The following is a 22,140-nucleotide window of genomic DNA, read 5'->3' on the forward strand; positions in this document are numbered from 1 at the left end:
ACTTATGGTATAATCTTCTACGGTAGTAATGTTATATCTCGTAACCAGAGAGTGGGGAAACCCACTCTTTACATTTTGTATAAGGCATTCAAGCGAGTGAATAGGAGGAAGCAGGTTGAGCACACACATCAAATCCACAGTGGAAGAGCTGGTCCGGCCTTTTTTGGACGAGAACGGATTTGAACTGATCGACATTGAATATGTCAAGGAAGGCGGCAACTGGTTTCTAAGGGTGTACGTCGACAAGGAAGGCGGCATCGACATTGACGACTGCGGGCGCATCAGCGAATATTTGAGCGCAAGGCTGGACGAAAAGGACCCGATACCAAACGCCTATTTCCTTGAGGTGTCGTCCCCGGGAGCAGAGCGCCCCTTAAAGAAAACCCAGGATTATCACAAGGCGGTAGGGGAGCATGTTTTCGTTACGACTTATGAACCGGTTGACGGTTTAAAAGAGTTCGAGGGCAAGCTCCTGTCGTTCGACGAGCAGACGGTAGTGATTGAAGTCGGCAAGAAACAGCATGTTATACCTTTTGCGAAAGTGGCAAGCGCACGGCTTGCCATTGTGTTCTGATAAAGCATTGAATTGTCGTTAGTCACATTTCTCAATTATACGAGAGGGGGAACTCCGTTCAAATGAACATGGATTTTATTGAAGCGTTAAATGAAATTGAAAGAGAAAAGGGCATTTCCAAAGAAGTGCTCATCGATGCCATCGAGGCGGCTCTAATTTCCAGTTATAAGCGCAACTTCAATACAGCGCAGAACGTGCGCGTCGATATCAACCGCCATACGGGTCTGATTAAAGTTTATGCGCGCAAGACGGTTGTGGATGAAGTGCTCGACCCTCGCCTGGAGATTTCACTTCACGCCGCACGGGAGATAAATCAAAACTATCAATTAAACGATATCGTCGAAATCGAAGTGACGCCGCGGGATTTCGGGCGTATTGCGGCGCAGACCGCAAAGCAGGTCGTCACGCAGCGGATCCGTGAAGCGGAACGCGGTTTGATATATAACGCTTATGTGGACAAGGAAGAAGACATCGTCAACGGGATTGTACAGCGTCAGGACCAACGCAACCTGTACATTGATCTCGGCAAGATTGAGGCGGTGATGCCGCTTGGCGAGTTGATGCCTACGGACAAATTCAAACAGGGCGACCGTGTGAAAGCTTATATCACAAAAGTGGAAAATACGACCAAAGGTCCGCAAATTGTGCTGTCACGTACCCATCCGGGTCTGCTTAAACGTTTGTTCGAGCTGGAAGTTCCGGAAATTTTCCAAGGCGTGGTGGAAATCCGCTCGGTAGCGCGAGAAGCCGGGTACCGTTCCAAAATCGCCGTGCATTCCCGCAACGAGGAGGTTGATCCGGTCGGCTCCTGCGTAGGTCCCAAGGGCATGCGCGTACAAACGATCGTCAACGAACTGAAAGGCGAGAAGATCGACATTGTCCGCTGGATGGAAAACATTGAAGAATATGTGGCCAATGCCTTGAGCCCTTCCAAGGTTCTGGAGGTACAGGTGTTCGAAGCGGAAAAAATGGCACGAGTCATCGTTCCCGACTACCAGTTGTCTCTTGCTATCGGAATTAAAGGGCAGAACGCCCGGCTTGCCGCAAAGCTGACCGGTTGGAAGATCGATATCAAGAGCGAAACGCAAGCGGAGCAGGAGTATGGGCGTCCTAAAGCCAACTCCGAAGAAATGCATCAGGATTCGGTCAGCATCGACTAAATCAGGCGGGTCGGTGGATTAGCATACGGGAGGGAATGAAACGATGAAGCAGCGAAAAATACCTCTACGCAAATGCGTGGCCTGCCAGCAAATGATGCCAAAGAAAGAACTCATCCGAGTGGTAAAGACTCCCGACGGCGAGCTCCATATCGATCTGAAGGGAAAGAGAGCGGGGCGAGGAGCTTATTTGTGCGGAAAGCAGTCCTGCTTCAGGCTGGCCAAAAAGTCGCGTGCCTTGGACCGCGCACTGAAGACTGCGGTCCTTCCGGACATTTACGATGCGCTTGAACAGGATTTCATTAAGGTGGAAGACGAGTTTATTGCCGGAAAAGATGCGGTGGACGACGAAGATGAAGAATGATAAATTTTTTTCGAATTTGGGGCTGGCTATGAGGGCAGGAAAACTGGTCACCGGAGAAGATATGGTCATTGAAGCAATACGAGGCGGCCAGGCGAAGCTGGTGATCGTAGCCGAAGACGCTTCCGAAGGTACATTCAAAAAAGTTAACGATAAATGCAGTTATTATGGGGTTCCTATTTATCAGTACGGCCGTCGGGATCAGCTGGGGGCAAGCATCGGTAAGGAAACGCGGGTCGTTATTGCGGTAACGGACGCGGGGTTTGCGCGCATGTTGAAGCAGTAGGAGAACGCACGGAGGTGGACTGTATTGACAAAACAAGATAACAATAAAGATAAAATTAGAGTGTATGAGTATGCGAAATCCTTGAACATGAGCAGTAAAGAGATTATTACGATTTTAAAACGACTGGGCAAGCCGGTGAACAATCATATGAGCGTAATGGAGAATGATGCGGTGGAAAGTGTGGAGAAATTTTTCAAAGATGTAAAGGCAAATGCAGCGGCAAAGAGAAATGATGGAGCGGCGGCCGCCAAATCGGCCGACAAACCGGCAGGACGACAGGAACCTAAGCAGCAGACGGTTGCAGTTCAATCCAAGCCGGAGCAAAGAAAGTCGGCGGCGCAAGTGCAATCGGCGGCAACCCGACCAAGCAACGCGCCTTCATCGGGCAGACCGCAAGGCCAAGGCGGCGGACAGTCAGGCAGACCGCAGGGCGGTCAAGGTCAAGGGGGGCCATCCTCCTCCAACAGACCGCAGGGCGACAGCAGACAAGGTCAGGGCCAGCATCGTCAAAGCGGTCAAGGAAACCAAGGCGGCGGACGCCCTCAAGGCGAACGCCGTGGCCCGGCGGGCTCCGGTCAAGGACAAGGTCAGGGAGGCGGCTTTAACCGTGGCGGCGGCCAAGGCGGCCGGGGTCCCGGGCAGCGTCCGCAAGGTCAGCAAGGCGGAGGTCAGCAGGGGCAAAGACCGGATGCCCGCAGAAACGGATTGGACCAGCGCGGAGGCAGTAATCGGACTCCCGGGTCTGGAGAGTCCCGATCGCTGGGGAGCGTGCTTCAGGTGGATGTCGACGATAATGTAGCAGCTAAAGGCGCAGCCAACAAGAAAACAAAACTGGGACAAAAACGTTTTGACGATTTTAAATCGGGCGGCAAAGGGCTTCAAAACCGCGGCAATCAAAAGAATCAAGGCAAGGGCGGTAAAAATCACTCCGAGCCTCCGAAGCCGAAGATCGACAATACGCCCAAGAAAATTATCGTTCGCGGTACCATGACGGTAGGCGAGTTGGCCAAGGCGCTTCACAAGGACGCTTCCGAGGTGATTAAGAAGCTGTTGTTCCTGGGCGTGATGGCTACAATCAACCAGGAGCTTGATTTGGATGCGATTCAATTGCTGGCTTCTGATTACGGAGTCGAAGTGGAACTGAAGATTCCGGTTGAGGAAGACAAGTTCGAGCAGTTTGAAGAAATTGACGACGAAGCCGATCTGCTCGAGCGTCCGCCGGTCGTTACCATTATGGGTCACGTTGACCATGGTAAAACGACACTGCTGGATGCGATCCGCAAGACCAACGTAACGGAAGGCGAAGCCGGAGGCATCACTCAGCATATCGGTGCGTATCAAGTGGAAGCTCACGGCAAAAAAATCACGTTCCTGGATACTCCGGGCCACGAAGCATTTACGTCGATGCGTGCCCGCGGAGCTCAGGTGACGGATATTACGATTATCGTTGTAGCTGCGGATGACGGCGTCATGCCGCAAACCGTCGAGGCGATCAACCATGCCAAAGCGGCAAAAGTACCGATCATTGTCGCTGTCAACAAAATTGATAAGCCGGATGCTAATCCGGACCGCATCAAGCAGGAGCTGACAGAATACGAACTGGTACCTGAAGAGTGGGGCGGGGATACGATCTTCTGCAACATTTCCGCTAAACAGCGCATCGGTCTTGAGAACCTGCTCGATATGATTTTGCTTGTCGCCGAGGTTCAGGAATTAAAAGCCAATCCGAATAAACGGGCAAGAGGCACGGTCATCGAGGCAGAGCTGGATAAGGGTAAAGGGCCGGTTGCCCGCATTCTGATTCAGCACGGTACGCTGAAGGTGGGCGACAGTTTCGTAGCCGGCGTTTGCTTTGGCCGCGTACGGGCGATGGTCAACGACAGGGGCCGTAAGCTTAAAGAAGCGGGACCTTCTACACCGGTTGAGATTACCGGCTTGACCGAAGTTCCACAGGCTGGCGATCCGTTCCTTGTCTTTGAAGACGAACGTAAGGCAAGAGCCATTGCCGAGAAGCGTGCGGTGACGCTGCGTCAATCCGAAATGGGGGCGAATGCCCGTGTAACGCTCGATGATTTGTACAAGCAAATCAAAGAAGGCGAAATCAAGGATCTCAACGTCATCATTAAGGCGGACGTACAAGGTTCTGCCGAGGCGCTCAAAGGCTCGCTCGAAAAAATCGATGTTGAAGGCGCACGGGTTAAAATCATACACAGCGGTGTAGGCGCGGTTACGGAATCCGACGTTATTTTGGCATCGGCCTCCAATGCGATCATCATCGGATTTAACGTTCGTCCCGAGCCGCAGGCGAAGAATACGGCTGAGCAGGAAAAAGTCGATATTCGTATGCACAGCATTATTTACAAAGTGATGGAAGAAATTGAGCACGCTATGAAAGGGCTTCTTGATCCTGAATATAAAGAAGTGGTTATCGGCCATGCGGAAGTGCGCAATACCTTTAAAGTGTCCAAAGTCGGCGTGATCGCCGGTTGTATGGTGATCGACGGCAAAATTACACGCAATGCGGAAGTGCGCCTGGTTCGCGACGGCATTGTCGTCTACCAAGGAAAAATCGATTCACTCAAACGTTTCAAAGATGACGCCAAAGAGGTTGCTCAAGGATACGAATGTGGTATATCTCTAGACAAATTCAATGATATTAAAGAAGGAGATACGATTGAAGCCTTCGTAATGGAAACTGTAGAGAGGTGATCCGCATATGGCTAAAATTCGCGTGGGCAGAGTCGGAGAACAAATCAAAAAAGAGCTGAGCCAAATCATCCAGTCGGAGTTAAAAGACCCTCGGATCGGTTTTATTACGGTGACGGGCGTGGATGTAACGAATGATTTTTCTCAGGCGAAGGTCTTTTTGAGCGTTCTCGGCACCGATGAGCAGAAGGAAGAAACGTTGAAGGGACTGACCCGCAGCACCGGTTTTATCCGTTCGGAGCTCGGCAAGCGAATTCGGATGCGCAAGATACCGGAACTCCTGTTCAAATTCGATGAGTCGATTGATTACGGTTCTAAGATTCAAGGGCTCCTTCAGCAAATTAAACAGGAGAACCCGAATATATGACCGCCGGTTACGAAGCTCAGCTCCGATCAGCGGCTGAGTTTATCCGCAATAACGATGATTTCCTGGTGGTATCCCATGTCCAGCCTGACGGGGATGCCTCCGGTTCCACGTTCGCTATGGCATGGCTGCTGAAGTCCCTTAATAAAAAGGCCACGTTGATCAATGAGGGCCGGATTCCGGAGAAGTTCATGTACATGGCCGGCTCGTTTTCTGTCATACCTTACGAATTGGAACGTCCCGAACGGACGTTCAGGACGATTATTTCGGTCGATTGTGCTGATTTTGAGCGTATCGGCCAAGTACGGAGCTGCTTTGCCCCGCAATGGCAGCTCTTAAATATCGATCATCATGCGACAAACGATAACTTCGGGCAAGTCAATCTGGTCCGGGCCGATGCTGCAGCTACAGTCGAGGTGCTGTACGATCTGGCACTGGAGCTTGGCGTCGAGCTGACCCGTGAGCTGAGTATTTGCATTTATTCCGGTCTTCTTACCGATACGGGCGGCTTCCGTTACGCCAATACCACTCCCAAAGTGCTGCAAATTGCCGCCGACATGCTGGCGCGCGGCGTGCAAGGACACAAGCTCGCCGAAAGGCTGCTCGAAACGATGACTTACGGTCAGGTTTCGCTGCTCAAGCGGAGCTTGAGTACATTGTCTTTCGCCCATAATAATCGGGCGGCCTGGCTGTATGTGACACTGGACGATTTGTCGTCCACCGAAGCGACCTCTGAGGATATGGACGGGCTGGTGAACTATGCCCGTAATGTGGAGGGCGTGGAGGTCGGTATGCTGTTCAAGGAGAAGCAGCCCGGATCTGTAAAAGTAAGTCTGAGGTCAGCGGGCCAAGCGGATGTGGCTGCCATTGCCAAGCGGTTCGGGGGCGGCGGGCACGTTCGTGCCGCGGGCTGTACGATCAGCGGCAGTCTCGAGGAAGCGATTGAGCAAGTAGTCAAGGAAGTAGGGAAGGAGCTCTCATGACGCTCGAAGGCATTTTACCGATTTGGAAGCCGAAAGGCTTTACTTCTCATGATGTGGTGGCAAAGGTTCGCCGGATCATACGAATTAAACGAATCGGCCATACGGGCACACTGGATCCTCAAGTGACCGGCGTGCTGCCGCTTTGTATCGGGCGTGCGACCCGGTTGGTCGAGTACGTGCAGGAAATGCCCAAGGCATACGAAGCCGTACTCCGTCTGGGTCTTTGTACGGATACGCAAGATATGAGCGGACAAGTGCTTCAAAGATTGGAGAATCCTGGAGGAAGGGTGACTCCTCAGCAGGTGACCGAGACGATAGCACAGTTCGTTGGAACGATGGAACAAGTGCCGCCTATGTATTCCGCTGTGAAAGTGGAGGGCAAGCGCTTATACGAGTTGGCGCGGCAAGGCGTTGAAATCGAGCGCAAGGCACGCACCGTTACGATCTATAGTATAGAAGTGCTGAAAACGGATTGGTCGGGAGAATTTCCCGAAGTCCGGTTCCGCGTGAAATGTTCCAAGGGTACGTACATCCGGACGCTGTGCGCCGACATTGGTGCAGCGCTCGGAATCCCTGCGGTGATGGGAGAGTTGGTGCGAACGTCTTCGGGCAACATCGGTCCGGAGCAGTGCTTGACCTTGGAGCAGGTGGAAGAGCTTCACGAACGGGGGGCGCTGTCGGATAAGCTGATACCGATGGAACATGTGCTGAGCTGTTTGCCATCGGTCCGTTTGGATGATGAATCAGCCCGAAGAGCGCTGTCAGGACAAAAAATTCGTTTGGAGCCGGCTCATTGGCCGCAGACGGACAATTCACATGCGGATTCCGGCAAACCTATTGCCGGATTCTCCGGCGAAGGCCGGTTGATCGGTATTTTTGAATGGGATCCGCGGCGCGGTCTTTTATTACCAAACAAAATCTTTTCTTGAAGATGGGCGGCAAAGCGTGCCCTATAAGAAATGTAGGTGAAATAAAATACGATGCATACGGTACAGCTAACGTTTCCGCTCCCTGAGGCGTGTGTTGCAGACTCCCGGGTGCTGGCTATCGGCGAATTTGACGGCGTACATCTCGGTCATCGGGAAGTGATCCGTCGTGCGGTCGAGCGTGGGGCCGAATTGCGCCTTCCGGCTGCCATTATGACGTTTCATCCGCATCCCCGTCAAGTGCTGGGGATAGATAAATACACTCAACTGCTGACACCGCTTGCTGCCAAAAAGGAGCAGCTTGAAGCACTTGGAGTTCATACGACGTACATCGTCGATTTTAACGAAACTTTGATGCGGGTATCCCCTGAGCAGTTTGTTGAACAAATGCTTATTCCTTTGAGGGTGAATACCGTATTTGTCGGGTTTGACTTTACCTTCGGCTTTAAGGGCGCGGGCACATCGGACACGCTTTGCAATCTCGCTGGAGGGCGCTTTGCCGTAGAGGTGGTACGTCCGTTCGAGCTTCGCGGAGAAAAGGTGAGCAGTACGCAAATCCGCAACCTGCTTCTAAGCGGCGACGTTCAAGAAGCCGGTCTTCTTTTGGGCCGCCCGTACAAGCTTCAAGGGAGAGTAGTTCACGGAGACGGCCGCGGCCGCACGATCGGGTTTCCCACGGCTAACATTGAGGTGTCGGAAGACTATGTGATTCCGGCCAATGGCGTGTATGCCGTTGTTGCAACCGTTCGGGGACGTAAAGTAGGCGGTGTTATGAATGTCGGAGTCAAGCCGACATTCGATACCGGCCTGCTGCAGCCGGTATTGGAAGCGCATTTGTTTGACTTCTCCGATATGGTTTATGGTGAGACCATAGAGGTGGAGCTGCTCGGATTTATTCGACATGAAAGGAAATTTGGCTCCGTTCAGGAGCTGATTTCCCAAATCCGCCAGGATGCGGACCAAGCGCGTTTCATCATAGCAGAACGCAGATCCATGCAAAACTTATAATATGATTTTACTTTTACAGATGGAATATGATATACTTTGTAACGTTGCCCGAGTGCATATCTCTGGGGATAACAAGCGGGACAATAGAGAAACCTTGGCGTGGAGAATCGAACACTCCAACGATCTCTGGGCCAAAGGAGATTAGATTATTTATGGAGGTGAATTGGAATGGCATTGACTCAGGAACGCAAGCAGGAATTAATCCAAACTCATAAGACGCATGAGAACGATACAGGATCTCCTGAAGTGCAAATCGCAATTCTTACGGAAAACATCGTCAATTTGACCAACCATCTGAAGACGCACAAGAAGGACCATCACTCTCGTCGCGGCTTGCTCAAGATGGTAGGCCAGCGCCGTAAGCTGCTGACGTACCTCAAAAACAAAGACGTTCAGCGTTACAGCGCCTTGATCGAAAAGCTCGGCTTGCGCCGTTAATTTACGGTCATAACAAAAGCAACCACGCTTGTCCTTTGTGCACGCCAGGCCTATGGCGATGGATGCATAGGCTTGCGGGGTTGCTTTTTTTCGGCTACTATTTTCGCAAAAGAAGGAAATACTAATCATTATGCAGAATGCATTATAGATAAACTCGATCCGGCCGCCGCGGTAAATTTCTCCGAAGACGGTCGCTAACACTACATAAGCGATTTCTCGTGTATATGTTTTTTCATGGAGCGAACGCAAATTTTTAGGAGGTTGTTTATGGAGAAGAAGGTGCAAATGGATCTCGGGGGGCGTCCGCTGATTCTTGAAACCGGACGTTTGGCCAAGCAGGCCAACGGAGCTGTTTTAGCCCGCTACGGTGAGACGGTCGTGCTTTGCACGGTTACGGCATCGGCTGAACCGAAAGATTTGGATTTTTTCCCGCTGACGGTAAACTATGAGGAACGGCTTTATTCTGTAGGGAAAATTCCGGGGGGATTCATCAAGCGGGAAGGACGTCCGAGCGAGAAAGCCATACTCGCCAGCCGTTTAACGGATCGTCCGATTCGGCCGTTGTTCCCGGAAGGTTTCCGTAACGATGTGCAGGTCGTAGCGATGGTCATGAGCGTGGATCAGGAATGCGCGCCGGAGATTACGGCGATGATCGGCGTATCCGCGGCGCTCAGCATTTCGGACGTGCCGTTTCACGGTCCGATCGGCGGTGTGATTGTCGGAAGGGTAGATGGACAGTTCGTCATCAATCCGACAGTGGAACAGGCCGAGAAAAGCGACATTCATCTGGTAGTGGCCGGGACCAAGGATGCCATTATGATGGTGGAAGCCGGTGCGGAAGAAGTTCCCGAGGAAGTGATGCTCGAAGCGATCATGTTCGGGCATGACGAAATCCGTAAAATCGTTGCCGTACAAGAGCAATTTGCTGCAGAAGTCGGCAAACCGAAGATGGAAGTCAAGCTACACAGCGTGGACGCGGAAGTGAGCCAGGCGGTTCGCGAGTTTGCAGCTGCCCGTCTGATCGAAGCGGTGAAGGTTCCAGAAAAGCACGCCAGACAAAATGCGATCGATGCGGTAAACAACGATGCTATAGAGCACTTTGCCGCAGTTTATGCAGAAACTCCGGAAAAGATGGCGGATGTGAAAGAAACGCTTTACGATATCGTAAAAGAAGAAGTGCGCCGTTTGATTACGCACGACAAGGTGCGTCCGGACGGACGCGGATTGGAGGAAATCCGCCCGATCGAGTGCGACATCAATCTGCTGCCTCGTACGCATGGATCAGGACTCTTCACCCGCGGCCAAACACAGGCGCTCAGCGTTTGTACGCTTGGGGCACTGGGCGATGTGCAAATTCTTGACGGGCTGGATTTGGAAGAATCGAAACGGTTTATGCATCATTACAACTTCCCTCCGTTCAGTGTGGGCGAGGCGAGGCCGTTGCGTCCTCCGGGTCGTCGTGAGATCGGTCACGGAGCGCTTGGCGAACGTGCGCTTGAGCCGATTATTCCTTCGGAATCCGAATTTCCTTATACCATTCGGCTTGTTTCGGAGGTATTGGAATCCAACGGTTCGACGTCGCAAGCAAGTATTTGCGCCAGTACACTGGCTTTGATGGACGCAGGCGTTCCGATCAAGGCGCCGGTGGCAGGTATTGCCATGGGACTGATTAAAGATGGAGATCACTTCTCCATTTTGACAGATATTCAAGGGATGGAAGACCACCTCGGCGATATGGACTTTAAAGTGGCCGGTACGGCCAAAGGCGTTACGGCACTGCAAATGGACATCAAAATTGACGGCATTGACCGGGCTATCTTGTCGCAGTCGCTGGAGCAGGCCAAGAAAGGCCGAATGTTCATCCTGAACAAAATGCTCGAGCGCATCGATCAGCCGAAATCCCAGTTGTCGCAATATGCGCCGAAAATTGTCACGATGCAGATCAATCCGGACAAAATCCGCGATGTCATTGGAGCAGGCGGTAAGATCATCAACAAAATCATTGAGGAAACCGGCGTGAAAATCGATATCGAGCAGGATGGCCGTGTGTACATTGCCTCGTCGAACGAGGAGATGAACGAGAAGGCTCGTCAAATCATCGAAGGCATCGTCCGCGAAGTCGTTGTAGGAGAAACCTATCTTGGCACGGTCAAGCGCATCGAGAAATTCGGCTGCTTTGTTGAAATTTTACCGGGCAAAGAAGGATTGGTGCACATCTCGCAGCTGTCTACCGAACGCGTTGGCAAGGTAGAGGATGTAGTGAAGATCGGTGACGCGATTACGGTTAAAGTCACTGAAATTGATGCCCAGGGCCGCGTGAATTTATCGCGCAAAGCGGTATTGACGGCACAAGTTCCGGCACAAAACTAAATCTCATAGTCTTAATAAAGCGGGAATGAAGAAAGAGTCAGAGCAGTCTGTCTCTTTTTTGTTTGGCCTGTTGGTTCTCCGGTTCTAACCTTGTCCCAAAAGGCATATGAATGGGACAAATGAGGAACGACAGGAGAATGCGAATGAAACGCTACCAGTTGTTGTTCACAGCAGCTTGCTTCGGTGCGGTGCTTGTCTTGGTGCAGCAATCGCCTCAAGTGGAACGATTTGTGCAGCATGCGATACAAAGCAGTGCCTCAACGAATCTGATCGGATCTCCTCTGGGCCAATTAGCCAGGCAGGTATGGCGAGAAGACCCGGATACCCGTAAAGCGAAGCTGCTCGAGCATATTCAAGCGGAGGCGAAGCGGCTGAACGTTGCACCGATTAACGCGAAGGTCGACCGGGTTTGGAAGGCGATACCCGGATATAACGGACTTGAAATCGATGTGGAGAAAACGTTGGAGCTTGCCGAGCGGGAGTCGTTTCCAGACCCGCCCAAACTTCTTTTCAGGGAGGTTCCTCCTCAAGTCGGCTTGGAGCAGCTCGGGCCTCATCCGGTCTACAAGGGGAATCCGAATAAGCCGATGGCTGCTTTTATGATCAACGTCGCTTGGGGGGAAGAATATTTACCGGTCATCCTGGAGACGTTGAAGAAAGAAAATGTGCGCGCAACGTTCTTTTTTGACGGATCGTGGCTTCGTAAAAATATTCCCATGGCCCGGACCATCATGGAGCAGGGGCATGAGATGTCCAATCACGCGTATTCCCATAAGGATATGAGTAAATTAAGCCGGGCGCAGGCATTCGCCGAGATCAGTAAAACCGAAGAACTGTTAAAGCGGGAACTCGGTGTAGACAATAAGCTTTTTGCACCGCCTTCCGGGGACTTCAATCAGACTACGGTGGAGATCGCGCACAGCATGAAGCTGAGAACCATCCTTTGGACGCTCGATACCGTAGACTGGAAAAACCCTGAACCTTCCAGCATCGTCCGTAAAATTGAGACAAGAATAGAACCCGGCTCGCTTATTCTCATGCATCCGACCTCCTCCAGCAGTAAAGCGCTCCCGGGAATGATTCGCGTGATCAAATCCAAGGGGCTCCAGCTTGGCACCGTCAGTGAAGTCATTTCCCCGCAGCGGGTGCCCAAGGTTGAGTCGGCTGAATATTAATGTTAATATCTAAATATTATGCGCAAGCGTATCATTCATAGCAGGACTTAAGGAGGCTCGATGGCTTGGACAAATATACGCTTAACAATGGGCTGAGAGTCGTGGTAGAGAAAATACCGACAGGCCGCTCGGTGGCTTTCGGCATTTGGGTCAAAACCGGATCTCGCGATGAAAATGAAACGAACAACGGTATCTCGCACTTGATTGAGCACATGCTCTTCAAAGGTACGGATAAATATTCGGCAAAGGATATTGCCGAAATTTTCGACGGTATCGGCGGCAACGTGAATGCATTCACGTCCAAGGAATATACCTGCTATTATTGCAAAGTGCTTGATGAGCATCTGCCGATGGCGGTGGAAGTATTAGCCGATATGTTCTTCCGTTCCACGTTTGACCCCGTGGAGCTGGAGAAGGAAAAAAATGTGATCTATGAAGAAATCTCCATGTATGAAGATACGCCGGACGATATGGTTCACGATTTGATTGCCAAAGCGGCTTTCGGCAACCACTCGCTCGGATTTACGATCATCGGCACGCAGGACAACTTGGCGGCCATGAGTTCCGATACGCTCAAGGATTATATGAAATCCCGTTATACGATAGAGAACACGGTGGTCAGTATTGCCGGTAATGTAGATGACAATGTCGTTGAACTGATTGAACGTCATTTCGGTGAATTTTCCGTTCAAGGCGGGGACCGCATCACGCCTCCGCCAGGATTTCGCAGCGACCTTCAGTATTTTCAGAAAAAGACGGAACAAAACCATATCTGCCTTTCGTTCCCGGGTTTTTCAGCCAAGGATGATCAACTGTATGCAATGATTCTGCTGAATAATGCGATCGGCGGAGGGATGAGCTCCCGGTTGTTCCAGGAAATTCGCGAAAAGCGCGGACTTGCCTATTCCGTGTACTCTTATCATACGGCTTATCAGGATGGCGGCTTGTTCACGATTTACACCGGAACGGCTCCAAAGCAAACAGAAGAGGTGCTTAAGATTACAATGGAGCTCCTCGCTGATTTGAAAGCAAACGGCTTAACGCCGGCGGAGCTGAAAAAAGGCAAGGAACAAATGAAGGGCAGTCTCATTCTAAGTCTCGAAAGCACCAGCAGCCGTATGAACCGTCTCGGCAAGAACGAACTGATGCTGGGTAAGCATTACAGCTTGGATGAGATGATCGAGCGGATTGAAAGGGTAGAGATGGAGCACATTCAACAGCTGACGGCAAGGCTGCTTTCCGAGCCGTTCGCTTTGGCAATGGTAGGGCAAACGGATGAAGCCATCGCCGGGTTCGGGAGGGATCGCCTTGTTTAATGCATTTGAAGTTAGAATCAAGCGTCTCCCGGGCAATGAGGATATCCCGCTTCCACAGAAAATGTCCCAGCTGGCAAGCGGGTTCGATCTGTATGCCGCGGTAACCGAGCCTGTGACGCTTGAGCCGGGCGCCCGGGCACTGATTCCTACCGGTTTTGCGCTTGCCATGCCTGACGAGCTGGAGGCGCAAATCCGGCCTCGCAGCGGGCTGGCATTCAAACACGGCATTACCTCCCTCAACAGCCCCGGGACGATTGATGCGGATTACCGGGGAGAAGTGAAGGTGCTGCTGATCAATCACGGTCAGGAGCCCTTCATTATCGAGCGGAAGGAACGGATTGCGCAGATGGTTTTCCAACTGGTGCCGCAAATCCGGCTTACGGAAGTTGAAGAACTGGACGATACGGTGCGCGGAGCAGGAGGCTTCGGGCATACGGGCACAAAATAATATCATATCCCGGAAGAAGGCGTTCTCCCGTTCCAAGCCACGGCTCGGAATGGGAGAACGTTTTTTTTTGTTCAGGAGAAGATGCGGCAGGGGCATTAGCCGGATTTTTTCAGAGTTCCGCTGTTTCCCGGCCGGCCCCTTGGAACCCATCTTTGGGCTTACGCATAAGATGTTTTATCGAAAGCGACATAGAAAGAGGTGAGAATGATGCTGACCGGGATTCATGTGGCGCTGATCGGCGGCGATGCCCGTCAGCTCGAAGTCATACACAAATGCTCCGAGCTGGATGCTACCGTAGTGCTGATCGGATTCGACAATTTGCAAAACGGGTTCAGCGGAATCACCAAGGCAGAACTGACGCCCGAGGTTCTTGAGGGAATGGATGCCGTCATTTTGCCTGCTGTAGGTACGGACGACTATGGACATGTAGAAAGTCTCTTTGCTTCAAAGGAATTGCGTATAGAGGGTAAACATATAGCGGCGCTGCCGAAGAAGGCAAAGGTATTTGCCGGCATGGCGAAGACTTACTTGCGTGAACTGTGTACCAAGGAGGGTATAGAGCTGATAGAGCTATTTGACCGGGATGATGTGGCCATATACAATTCGATACCCACCGCCGAAGGCGCCATCATGATGGCGATTCAAAATACGGATATTACGCTGCACGGTTCCGAATCGATGGTGCTTGGTTTTGGCCGGACAGGGATAACGGTAGCCAGAACACTGCAGGGCATGGGCGCCAGAGTGAGGGTTGGCGTGAATAAACCGGAATATTATGCCAGGGCCTTGGAAATGGGGATGAACCCTTTTTATACCAAGGACCTGATCACCAATGTATCTCATGTCGACTTGCTTTTCAATACCATTCCGTCGATGATTATTACGGCCCAGATTATAGCCAACATTCCTCATCGAGCCGTCATTATCGATCTGGCCTCGAAGCCGGGGGGAACGGATTTCCGTTTTGCCGAAAAACGGGGAATCAAGGCGATCCTTGCCCCCGGGCTTCCGGGCATCGTTGCGCCGAAAACGGCAGGACGCATCATTGGCGACACCATTACGCGGATTATTATGGAGGATGCAAATTCAAGGAGGAATAGGTAAAATGAATTGGCAGGGTCTTACGGTAGGTTACGCTATGACGGGCTCTCACTGCACTTTTGAAGAAGTCATGCCGCAAATTCGGCGTTTTGTGGATGCGGGAGCCAAGGTGATTCCTATTGTATCCAATACGATCATGACGACGGATACGCGATTCGGAACGTCGGAAAGTTGGCAAAAACAGTTGAAACAGATCACAGGAAATGATATTATTTCTTCAATTGTAGATGCAGAACCGCTCGGACCTTCGAAGCTGCTGGATGTACTGGTTATCGCTCCATGTACAGGAAATACGACAAGTAAATTGGCCAATGCCATGACAGAGAGCCCGGTACTGATGGCGGCGAAGGCGCAAATGCGCAACGGCCGGCCGCTGGTGCTGGCGATATCGACGAATGACGGGTTGGGCCTGAACGCGATGAATGTGGGCAAGCTGCTCATTACGAAGAATATTTATTTTGTCCCTTTCGGTCAGGACAATCCGCAAGCCAAACCGAATTCGCTTGTGGCCCGGATGGACTTGATTATGGAAACGTGCGAAGCGGCGCTTCAAGGCAAGCAGCTGCAGCCGCTGCTGATTGAACGGTTTAATTACTGATCATACATTTTACTTATATCATCATAGGGGAGAGACGTACACATGTCGAATCAAAAATTGTTTAATGTCGCTGTAGTAGGTGCAACAGGTGCTGTAGGAGAACAAATTATCCGTTTGCTGGCCGAACGGAATTTCCCTATTGGTGAACTCAAGCTTCTCTCATCCGCACGGTCAGCGGGCAAGAAAATCAATTTCAAGGGTCAAGAAATTACCATTGAAGAAGCCAAGCCGGAAAGCTTCCGGAATGTGGATATCGCTTTGTTCAGCGCCGGGGGCGACGTAAGCCGCGCGCTCGTGCCGGAAGCGATCAAGCACGGAACGATCTGCGTGGATAACACCAGCGCCTTCCGGATGGACCCGGATACACCGCTAGTGGTGCCGGAAGTGAACATTGATAAGATTAATGAAAACAAGGGAGTCATCGCGAACCCGAACTGCTCGACAATCCAAATGGTGCAGGCCCTAAAGCCGTTGTACGATCGTTACGGGATTTCGCGCATTATCGTTTCCACATATCAGGCTGTATCGGGTGCAGGGGCAAGCGCGATCAGGGAAACGCTGCGCCAATCCCGTGCCGTACTCGACGGCCAGCCGGTGGAACCGCAAATTTTGCCGGTCGGATCGCTTCCGGTCAAGCATCAAATTGCGTTTAACGCCATTCCGCAAATCGATAAATTCGTAGATAACGGATTTACGTATGAAGAAATGAAAATGATCAACGAAACCAAAAAAATTATGGGCGACGAATCTCTGGAGGTTACCGCCACCTGCGTGCGCATTCCGGTCGTTTATGGACATTCGGAGTCCGTATATGTCGAATTGAAAAGCGACTTTGACGTGGAGGAAGTGAAGAATATCCTCGCTGAAGCGCCGGGAATCGTTCTGCAGGACAATCCGGCGGAGCAGCTGTATCCGCTCGCTACGGAGGCGGCAGGCAAGCTGGAGACATTCGTTGGACGTGTACGCCGCGATTTGAGCAACCCTCGGGCGCTGAACATGTGGATTGTTTCCGATAATTTATTGAAGGGCGCTGCTTGGAATGCGGTCCAAATCGCGGAATATATCGCGATCGAAAAATAATCACGGACAACTTCGGCTACCAAATCGGCTTCCTGCATGATGCGGGAAGCTTGGTTTTTGCTCAATCTTTGAAAGGCTACTCAAGAAGGGGAGATCTTGATGAAGATCCTAGTGCAGAAATTCGGAGGCACGTCCCTTTCCACAGCTGAAGCCAGAGCACACGTTATCGAGCATATCCAGGACGCATTGAAGCAAGAATACAAACTAGTAGTTGTCGTATCGGCTATGGGACGCAAGGGCGAACCTTATGCAACGGATACTTTACTGGAATGGATCCGTCAGAACGGAGACCGGCTGCCTGACAGGGAACAGGATATGCTGCTCTGCTGCGGAGAGCTGATCTCGGCGGCGACCTTATGCAGCCTGTTGAACGCGGCGGGCATTCCATCGACGGTGTTGACCGGCGCGCAAGCCGGAATACGAACCAACGATACGTTTGGCAACGCTCAAATCACATCCTTGCAGCCGGGGCGTATACTTGAACTGCTCGACCAAGGAAACGTTGTCATCGTTGCCGGTTTTCAAGGCGAAACGGCTGACGGCGATTTTACGACGCTGGGACGAGGCGGAAGCGATACGTCTGCAACCGCTTTGGGCGCTGCGTTGAACGCGGAGATTGTCGATATCTTTACCGATGTGAGCGGCATATTGACGGCTGATCCGCGAATCGTTGACGACGCACAGCCCCTGTCGGTCGTCTCGTATATGGAAATATGCAATATGGCGCATCTCGGCGCCAAAGTCATTCATCCCCGAGCGGTAGAAGTAGCCATGCATGCCGGTATTCCGGTTCGTGTGCGTTCCACGTTCTCGAAGGATCCGGGTACGCTTGTCACGCATCCTGACGCGATCAAGGCTGCAACGGGAACCGTTCAAGACCGATTCGTTACAGGGATAGCCCATGTGCCGGGTATTTCACAGATCCGCGTATCGGCAAAGGAAGGCAACTATGACCTTCAACTGAATGTATTTAAAGCGATGGCCCGTCAACGAATCAGCGTGGATTTCATCAATGTGAATCCTTCGGGAGTAGTGTATACGGTCTTTGATCATGAGGCCAACCGGGCGGCCGATACGTTGGTGGAAATGGGGCTCAGTCCCCAAATTACGCCGAATTGCGCCAAGGTGTCGATCATCGGCGGGGGCATGAACGGCGTTCCGGGCATCATGGCACATATTGTTGAAGCGCTGACGGAGGCAGATGTGCAAATTTTGCAGTCCGCGGACTCCAATACCACCATCTGGGTGCTGGTTCAGGAGGAAGACATGGCCAGAGCCGTAAGAGCGCTGCATAAGCAGTTCAAACTATACAGAACAATGAAGTAGGAGGAGTTTTGTCGTGGATTTTGGAAGACTTATAACGGCAATGGTAACGCCTTTTGATACCGACCTGAAAGTAGATATCGCTGGGTTTGAGAAATTGATCGACTACCTTATCGACGAACAGCAAAGCGATAGCCTCGTGGTTAGCGGTACAACGGGGGAATCTCCGACGTTGACGGAGGAAGAAAAACTGGAGCTTTTCCGGACCGCGGTGAAGCATGTCAATGGTCGTTGCCCTGTTATCGCAGGCACAGGCAGCAATGATACCGCCCACTCCATCCATTTATCCAGGGAAGCGGAAAAACTCGGTGTAGATGCTCTGCTGTTGGTGGCTCCTTATTATAACCGTCCTTCTCAAGAAGGTCTGTATCAGCATTTTAAAGCGATTGCCGAGTCGGTAAACATTCCGGTCATTTTGTATAACGTTCCCGGACGTACAGGTGTGAACATCGACGCCGATACGACGATCCGCTTGTCTCATATCCCGAATATCGTTGCCACGAAGGACTGTGCGGATACGGATCAGCTGACCCAGATCGTAAGCGGAGCTGCTCCGGGTTTTCTGGTCTACAGCGGTGACGACAGTGCTGCGCTTCCGGCCATGTCGGTTGGAGCACATGGCATCGTGAGCGTAGCGAGCCATGTAGTTGGAAAAGAAATGCAAAATATGATAAGATGTTATGTACAGGGAGATGTACAGGGTGCGGCAAGACTTCACGGTCAATTGCTTCCGATATTCAGAGGATTGTTCTTCTGTCCGCATCGCGTGCCGAATCCTGCGCCGGTGAAGCATGCGCTTCAACTCAAAGGAGTATCGACGGGAGGCGTGCGTTTGCCTCTCGTGAATGTTACCGAACAAGAAGGACAATTCATTGCATCCCTGTTTGAATGAGGTCTTCGAATGAATCGGTGCCATTCCGGCATCGGTTTTCTTTTTTTTGGATACAATACGAATAACTAACGGCGGACGGCGTGATGCTGATCAGCTTGTAAATGGTTAATTTGTTCATGTATAATGGTGGCAAGTGACTGGTGCGGTATATTTTTGGTTTTAGCTCATATCTGAATCGTCGTCAATTAATTTGAGGAGGTTTATGTACTTGTCCAAGAAAAATATAGACAAATTAACGATTTTCGCCTTGGGCGGCGTAGGTGAAATCGGAAAGAACATGTATGTTGTGCAATACGCGAACGATATTGTAGTGATTGACTGCGGATTGAAATTTCCCGAAGAGGACATGCTCGGAATCGATATCGTCATTCCGGATATTTCCTACCTGACGGAAAATCGCGATAAAGTCCGGGGCATTCTGATTACCCACGGACACGAGGATCACATTGGCGGATTGCCTTACGTGCTGAAGCATTTGAATGTACCTGTTTACGGTACGAGATTGACCATGGGACTCATCGAAACGAAATTAAAAGAAGCGAGTCTGCTTGGCGAAACCAAACGAATCGTCATTACGGCCGATTCCGAATTGAAGCTGGGCTGCATGACCGCAACATTCTTCAAAACGAATCATAGTATTCCGGATTCGGTCGGGGTGTGCTTGGAGACTCCGGAAGGGAATGTTGTGCATACCGGAGACTTCAAGTTCGATCAGACACCGGTAAACGAGCAGCATGCTGATCTCCACCGGATGGCAGCCATCGGACATAAAGGCGTGCTGGCCCTGTTATCGGACAGTACGAATGCGGAACGCCCGGGCTATACCGGTTCGGAACGCAGTGTCGGGGCGGAGATTGAAGAGGTGTTCCGCAAAGCGAAGCAGCGTGTCATTATCGCAACCTTCGCGTCCAATATTCACCGGATTCAGCAGGTAATCGACGCATGCGAGAGCACTCGCCGCAAGCTCGTTGTGATCGGCCGCAGTATGGTGAATGTAGTAAGCATCGCGAGCGAGCTCGGCTATCTGCATATTCCGGACGGCATGCTGATTGAGCCGGAAGAAGTGAATAAACTCGCTTCGGACCGTGTTGCCATTCTCTCGACAGGATCTCAGGGCGAACCTATGTCAGCCCTTACACGCATGGCGCGTTCGACCCACCGGAAGGTGGACATTTTACCGGGAGACACGGTCATCATCGCGGCCACACCGATTCCGGGCAATGAGCGCTATGTGGGACGTACAGTGGACGAGTTGATGCGGATCGGCGCAAATGTGATTTACGGACCGGGTTCCATCACAGGTGTGCACGTCTCGGGACACGGAAGCCAGGAAGAGCTGAAGCTGATGCTCAACATCATGCGTCCTAAATATTTCATCCCGATTCACGGGGAGTACCGCATGCTGCGTCAGCACGGGATGTTGGCGGAGTCTGTGGGCATACCGCGGGAAGATATTTTCATCGTGGACAACGGGGATACCGTGGAGATTCAAGATGGCGTGGCGCGCAAGGGCTCCAAAGTTCCTGCCGGCAACATTCTGATTGACGGACTGGGCGTGGGCGATGTAGGCAACATCGTACTGCGCGACCGCAAACTGCTCTCACAAGACGGAATTCTCGTTGTCGTGGTGACACTCAGCAAGCAGGATGGGGCGATTTTGTCCGGCCCGGATATCATTTCCCGAGGTTTCGTATACGTGCGGGAATCGGAAGGGCTGCTTGAAGAAGCGAACCGCATTGTGACCAGCACACTGCATCGCTTGATGAATGAAAATGTGAATGAGTGGGCGTCTCTCAAAACTCATGTGAAGGACGCGCTCGGACGATTTTTATATGAACAAACCAGAAGAAGACCGATGATTCTCCCTATTATTATGGAAGTCTGAAACTGTCCACCAGTCATAGCACCGTTAACTTAATAAATGTCACTTACATGAAAAAAGACCGCCTGTGTCCATCATCGACGCAGAGCGGTCTTTATGCGGTTCGGCGCATATTTTTGCGCTCCCGTATCATACTAAGGGGAGATTTTAACACTCTAGGGGGAATGTGACATGGCATTTGAAAATAATCAAGAGCAGACGCAGCCCATGACAGAAGACGCGAGAAAGAACGCTACAGTCGATGCTATTCAGCAGTTAGGACAAACGAATGTTCCAACCAACGAGTCTAATATCTTCTGCATGACGATAATTGGCCAGGTAGAGGGCCATCTTGTGCTTCCTCCGCAAAATAAAACGACAAAGTATGAGCATATCATTCCGCAGCTGGTAGCGGCGGAGCAAAATCCGAAAATCGAAGGCGTATTGATCATTCTGAACACGGTCGGCGGCGATGTGGAAGCGGGGCTTGCCATCGCGGAGATGATCGCCACCTTATCCAAACCGACGGTGACGCTGGTTCTGGGCGGCGGTCACAGCATCGGCGTTCCCATAGCCGTTTCGGCCAATTACTCCATCATTGCCGAGACGGCTACGATGACCATTCACCCCATCCGGCTGAACGGATTGGTTATCGGAGTGCCGCAAACGTTTGAATATTTGGACAAAATGCAGGAAAGGGTTATTCGTTTCGTCACACGCCACTCCAGAGTCGAGGAAGACAAATTCAAAGAGCTGATGTTCAAAACGGGGGAGCTGACCCGGGATATCGGAACGACGGTGATCGGATCGGATGCGGTCCGCTATGGTTTAATCGACGCGTTAGGCGGCGTAGGGGAAGCGATTCAAAAGCTCAACGAGATGATCGAAGAACGGCGCAGAGCCCAGGGAGGAATGGTCCAATGATTCATTATACGGTGCTTCCGCTTGAAGCAGTGATGGAAGGCATTGATCATGAGGACTTTCCAAGACCGGTTGAAATCGTCATGAATGGAGTCACGATGCAGGTGCACCCTATCAATGCCCGGCAGGCGAGGATCGTCCGTTTAATCAGCTGCAACCTGCAGGACTATTTGAACCCGCAGTATGCACCCGGAAGAATGATTGAATTTCAGCCATTTCTGCAGGGCTAAGGATCGAATTTACATTCCTTAC

At 51.5% G+C, this 22,140-nt stretch carries 22 protein-coding genes; all 22 read left to right on the forward strand.

All coding sequences use genetic code 11. The features are described 5' to 3' along the window. Window positions 1-115: 115 nt before the first annotated feature. The gene (gene rimP / locus IJ22_RS06320) at window positions 116-574 is read left to right on the forward strand and encodes a ribosome maturation factor RimP (RefSeq protein ID WP_054818901.1); all 459 of its coding nucleotides are present in this window, start codon (window positions 116-118) and stop codon (window positions 572-574) included. A 62-nt stretch (window positions 575-636) separates the two neighbouring features. Further along, window positions 637-1,734, forward strand: a complete 1,098-nt coding sequence (gene nusA, locus IJ22_RS06325) for a transcription termination factor NusA (protein ID WP_062408000.1) — start codon at window positions 637-639, stop codon at window positions 1,732-1,734. Between the two features lie 43 nt (window positions 1,735-1,777). After that, window positions 1,778-2,095, forward strand: coding sequence for an RNase P modulator RnpM (gene rnpM / locus IJ22_RS06330; RefSeq protein WP_054818902.1), 318 nt, complete (start codon window positions 1,778-1,780; stop codon window positions 2,093-2,095). After that, window positions 2,085-2,378, forward strand: a complete 294-nt coding sequence (locus IJ22_RS06335; protein WP_062408001.1) for a YlxQ family RNA-binding protein — start codon at window positions 2,085-2,087, stop codon at window positions 2,376-2,378. The genes rnpM and IJ22_RS06335 overlap by 11 nt, the downstream gene beginning before the upstream one ends. 24 nt (window positions 2,379-2,402) lie before the next feature. Further along, window positions 2,403-5,087: a translation initiation factor IF-2 gene (gene infB, locus IJ22_RS06340; RefSeq protein WP_062408002.1), complete on the forward strand. Its 2,685-nt coding sequence runs from the start codon at window positions 2,403-2,405 to the stop codon at window positions 5,085-5,087. A 7-nt stretch (window positions 5,088-5,094) separates the two neighbouring features. Further along, a complete protein-coding gene (gene rbfA / locus IJ22_RS06345) occupies window positions 5,095-5,451 on the forward strand; it encodes a 30S ribosome-binding factor RbfA (RefSeq protein ID WP_062408003.1) in 357 nt (118 codons plus the stop codon). Further along, window positions 5,448-6,431: a DHH family phosphoesterase gene (locus IJ22_RS06350; RefSeq protein WP_062408005.1), complete on the forward strand. Its 984-nt coding sequence runs from the start codon at window positions 5,448-5,450 to the stop codon at window positions 6,429-6,431. Before rbfA ends, IJ22_RS06350 begins: the two co-directional genes overlap by 4 nt. Then, window positions 6,428-7,360: a tRNA pseudouridine(55) synthase TruB gene (gene truB, locus IJ22_RS06355; RefSeq protein ID WP_062408006.1), complete on the forward strand. Its 933-nt coding sequence runs from the start codon at window positions 6,428-6,430 to the stop codon at window positions 7,358-7,360. The genes IJ22_RS06350 and truB overlap by 4 nt, the downstream gene beginning before the upstream one ends. A 51-nt stretch (window positions 7,361-7,411) precedes the next feature. Next, window positions 7,412-8,365, forward strand: a complete 954-nt coding sequence (locus IJ22_RS06360) for a bifunctional riboflavin kinase/FAD synthetase (protein ID WP_054818106.1) — start codon at window positions 7,412-7,414, stop codon at window positions 8,363-8,365. Between the two features lie 168 nt (window positions 8,366-8,533). Continuing rightward, entirely contained in the window at window positions 8,534-8,803 is a 270-nt protein-coding gene (rpsO, locus tag IJ22_RS06365) for a 30S ribosomal protein S15 (protein ID WP_062408008.1), read from the forward strand. A gap of 267 nt (window positions 8,804-9,070) precedes the next feature. Next, window positions 9,071-11,173: a polyribonucleotide nucleotidyltransferase gene (gene pnp / locus IJ22_RS06370; protein ID WP_062408010.1), complete on the forward strand. Its 2,103-nt coding sequence runs from the start codon at window positions 9,071-9,073 to the stop codon at window positions 11,171-11,173. A gap of 143 nt (window positions 11,174-11,316) precedes the next feature. Then, a complete protein-coding gene (locus IJ22_RS06375) occupies window positions 11,317-12,348 on the forward strand; it encodes a polysaccharide deacetylase family protein (RefSeq protein WP_054818108.1) in 1,032 nt (343 codons plus the stop codon). Between the two features lie 65 nt (window positions 12,349-12,413). Then, complete coding sequence (locus IJ22_RS06380; protein ID WP_062408011.1) at window positions 12,414-13,664, forward strand: M16 family metallopeptidase; 1,251 nt, start codon at window positions 12,414-12,416, stop codon at window positions 13,662-13,664. Further along, window positions 13,657-14,112: a dUTP diphosphatase gene (dut, locus tag IJ22_RS06385; RefSeq protein WP_256830222.1), complete on the forward strand. Its 456-nt coding sequence runs from the start codon at window positions 13,657-13,659 to the stop codon at window positions 14,110-14,112. Before IJ22_RS06380 ends, dut begins: the two co-directional genes overlap by 8 nt. 207 nt (window positions 14,113-14,319) lie before the next feature. Further along, window positions 14,320-15,216: a dipicolinate synthase subunit DpsA gene (gene dpsA / locus IJ22_RS06390; RefSeq protein WP_062408012.1), complete on the forward strand. Its 897-nt coding sequence runs from the start codon at window positions 14,320-14,322 to the stop codon at window positions 15,214-15,216. A gap of 1 nt (window position 15,217) precedes the next feature. After that, window positions 15,218-15,811, forward strand: coding sequence for a dipicolinate synthase subunit B (locus IJ22_RS06395; protein ID WP_062408014.1), 594 nt, complete (start codon window positions 15,218-15,220; stop codon window positions 15,809-15,811). Between the two features lie 42 nt (window positions 15,812-15,853). After that, the gene (locus IJ22_RS06400) at window positions 15,854-16,891 is read left to right on the forward strand and encodes an aspartate-semialdehyde dehydrogenase (RefSeq protein WP_062408016.1); all 1,038 of its coding nucleotides are present in this window, start codon (window positions 15,854-15,856) and stop codon (window positions 16,889-16,891) included. A 99-nt stretch (window positions 16,892-16,990) separates the two neighbouring features. Next, window positions 16,991-18,217 (forward strand): aspartate kinase, encoded by a 1,227-nt coding sequence (gene dapG / locus IJ22_RS06405; protein ID WP_062408018.1) that lies wholly within the window; start codon window positions 16,991-16,993, stop codon window positions 18,215-18,217. Between the two features lie 13 nt (window positions 18,218-18,230). After that, window positions 18,231-19,106 (forward strand): 4-hydroxy-tetrahydrodipicolinate synthase, encoded by an 876-nt coding sequence (gene dapA, locus IJ22_RS06410; protein ID WP_054818111.1) that lies wholly within the window; start codon window positions 18,231-18,233, stop codon window positions 19,104-19,106. A 208-nt stretch (window positions 19,107-19,314) separates the two neighbouring features. After that, complete coding sequence (locus IJ22_RS06415; RefSeq protein ID WP_054818112.1) at window positions 19,315-20,991, forward strand: ribonuclease J; 1,677 nt, start codon at window positions 19,315-19,317, stop codon at window positions 20,989-20,991. A 168-nt stretch (window positions 20,992-21,159) separates the two neighbouring features. Beyond that, entirely contained in the window at window positions 21,160-21,891 is a 732-nt protein-coding gene (locus tag IJ22_RS06420) for a ClpP family protease (RefSeq protein ID WP_062408020.1), read from the forward strand. After that, on the forward strand, window positions 21,888-22,118 hold the full coding sequence (locus tag IJ22_RS06425; RefSeq protein ID WP_054818113.1) for a YlzJ-like family protein: 231 nt from the start codon (window positions 21,888-21,890) through the stop codon (window positions 22,116-22,118). Before IJ22_RS06420 ends, IJ22_RS06425 begins: the two co-directional genes overlap by 4 nt. Window positions 22,119-22,140: the final 22 nt, after the last annotated feature.

The organism is Paenibacillus naphthalenovorans (genome assembly GCF_001465255.1).
Classification (GTDB): domain Bacteria; phylum Bacillota; class Bacilli; order Paenibacillales; family NBRC-103111; genus Paenibacillus_G; species Paenibacillus_G naphthalenovorans.

What these genes read in the sequence shown, in the direction of transcription:
- rnpM (WP_054818902.1), top strand. Translation starts at nt 1,778, where the DNA reads ATGAAGCAGCGAAAAATACCTCTACGCAAATGCGTGGCCTGCCAGCAA.
- pnp (WP_062408010.1), top strand. Translation starts at nt 9,071, where the DNA reads ATGGAGAAGAAGGTGCAAATGGATCTCGGGGGGCGTCCGCTGATTCTT.
- IJ22_RS06360 (WP_054818106.1), top strand. Translation starts at nt 7,412, where the DNA reads ATGCATACGGTACAGCTAACGTTTCCGCTCCCTGAGGCGTGTGTTGCA.
- IJ22_RS06420 (WP_062408020.1), top strand. Translation starts at nt 21,160, where the DNA reads ATGGCATTTGAAAATAATCAAGAGCAGACGCAGCCCATGACAGAAGAC.
- IJ22_RS06425 (WP_054818113.1), top strand. Translation starts at nt 21,888, where the DNA reads ATGATTCATTATACGGTGCTTCCGCTTGAAGCAGTGATGGAAGGCATT.
- dpsA (WP_062408012.1), top strand. Translation starts at nt 14,320, where the DNA reads ATGCTGACCGGGATTCATGTGGCGCTGATCGGCGGCGATGCCCGTCAG.
- rbfA (WP_062408003.1), top strand. Translation starts at nt 5,095, where the DNA reads ATGGCTAAAATTCGCGTGGGCAGAGTCGGAGAACAAATCAAAAAAGAG.
- dapG (WP_062408018.1), top strand. Translation starts at nt 16,991, where the DNA reads ATGAAGATCCTAGTGCAGAAATTCGGAGGCACGTCCCTTTCCACAGCT.
- IJ22_RS06375 (WP_054818108.1), top strand. Translation starts at nt 11,317, where the DNA reads ATGAAACGCTACCAGTTGTTGTTCACAGCAGCTTGCTTCGGTGCGGTG.
- IJ22_RS06335 (WP_062408001.1), top strand. Translation starts at nt 2,085, where the DNA reads ATGAAGAATGATAAATTTTTTTCGAATTTGGGGCTGGCTATGAGGGCA.
- IJ22_RS06400 (WP_062408016.1), top strand. Translation starts at nt 15,854, where the DNA reads ATGTCGAATCAAAAATTGTTTAATGTCGCTGTAGTAGGTGCAACAGGT.
- rpsO (WP_062408008.1), top strand. Translation starts at nt 8,534, where the DNA reads ATGGCATTGACTCAGGAACGCAAGCAGGAATTAATCCAAACTCATAAG.
- IJ22_RS06350 (WP_062408005.1), top strand. Translation starts at nt 5,448, where the DNA reads ATGACCGCCGGTTACGAAGCTCAGCTCCGATCAGCGGCTGAGTTTATC.
- truB (WP_062408006.1), top strand. Translation starts at nt 6,428, where the DNA reads ATGACGCTCGAAGGCATTTTACCGATTTGGAAGCCGAAAGGCTTTACT.
- IJ22_RS06395 (WP_062408014.1), top strand. Translation starts at nt 15,218, where the DNA reads ATGAATTGGCAGGGTCTTACGGTAGGTTACGCTATGACGGGCTCTCAC.
- nusA (WP_062408000.1), top strand. Translation starts at nt 637, where the DNA reads ATGAACATGGATTTTATTGAAGCGTTAAATGAAATTGAAAGAGAAAAG.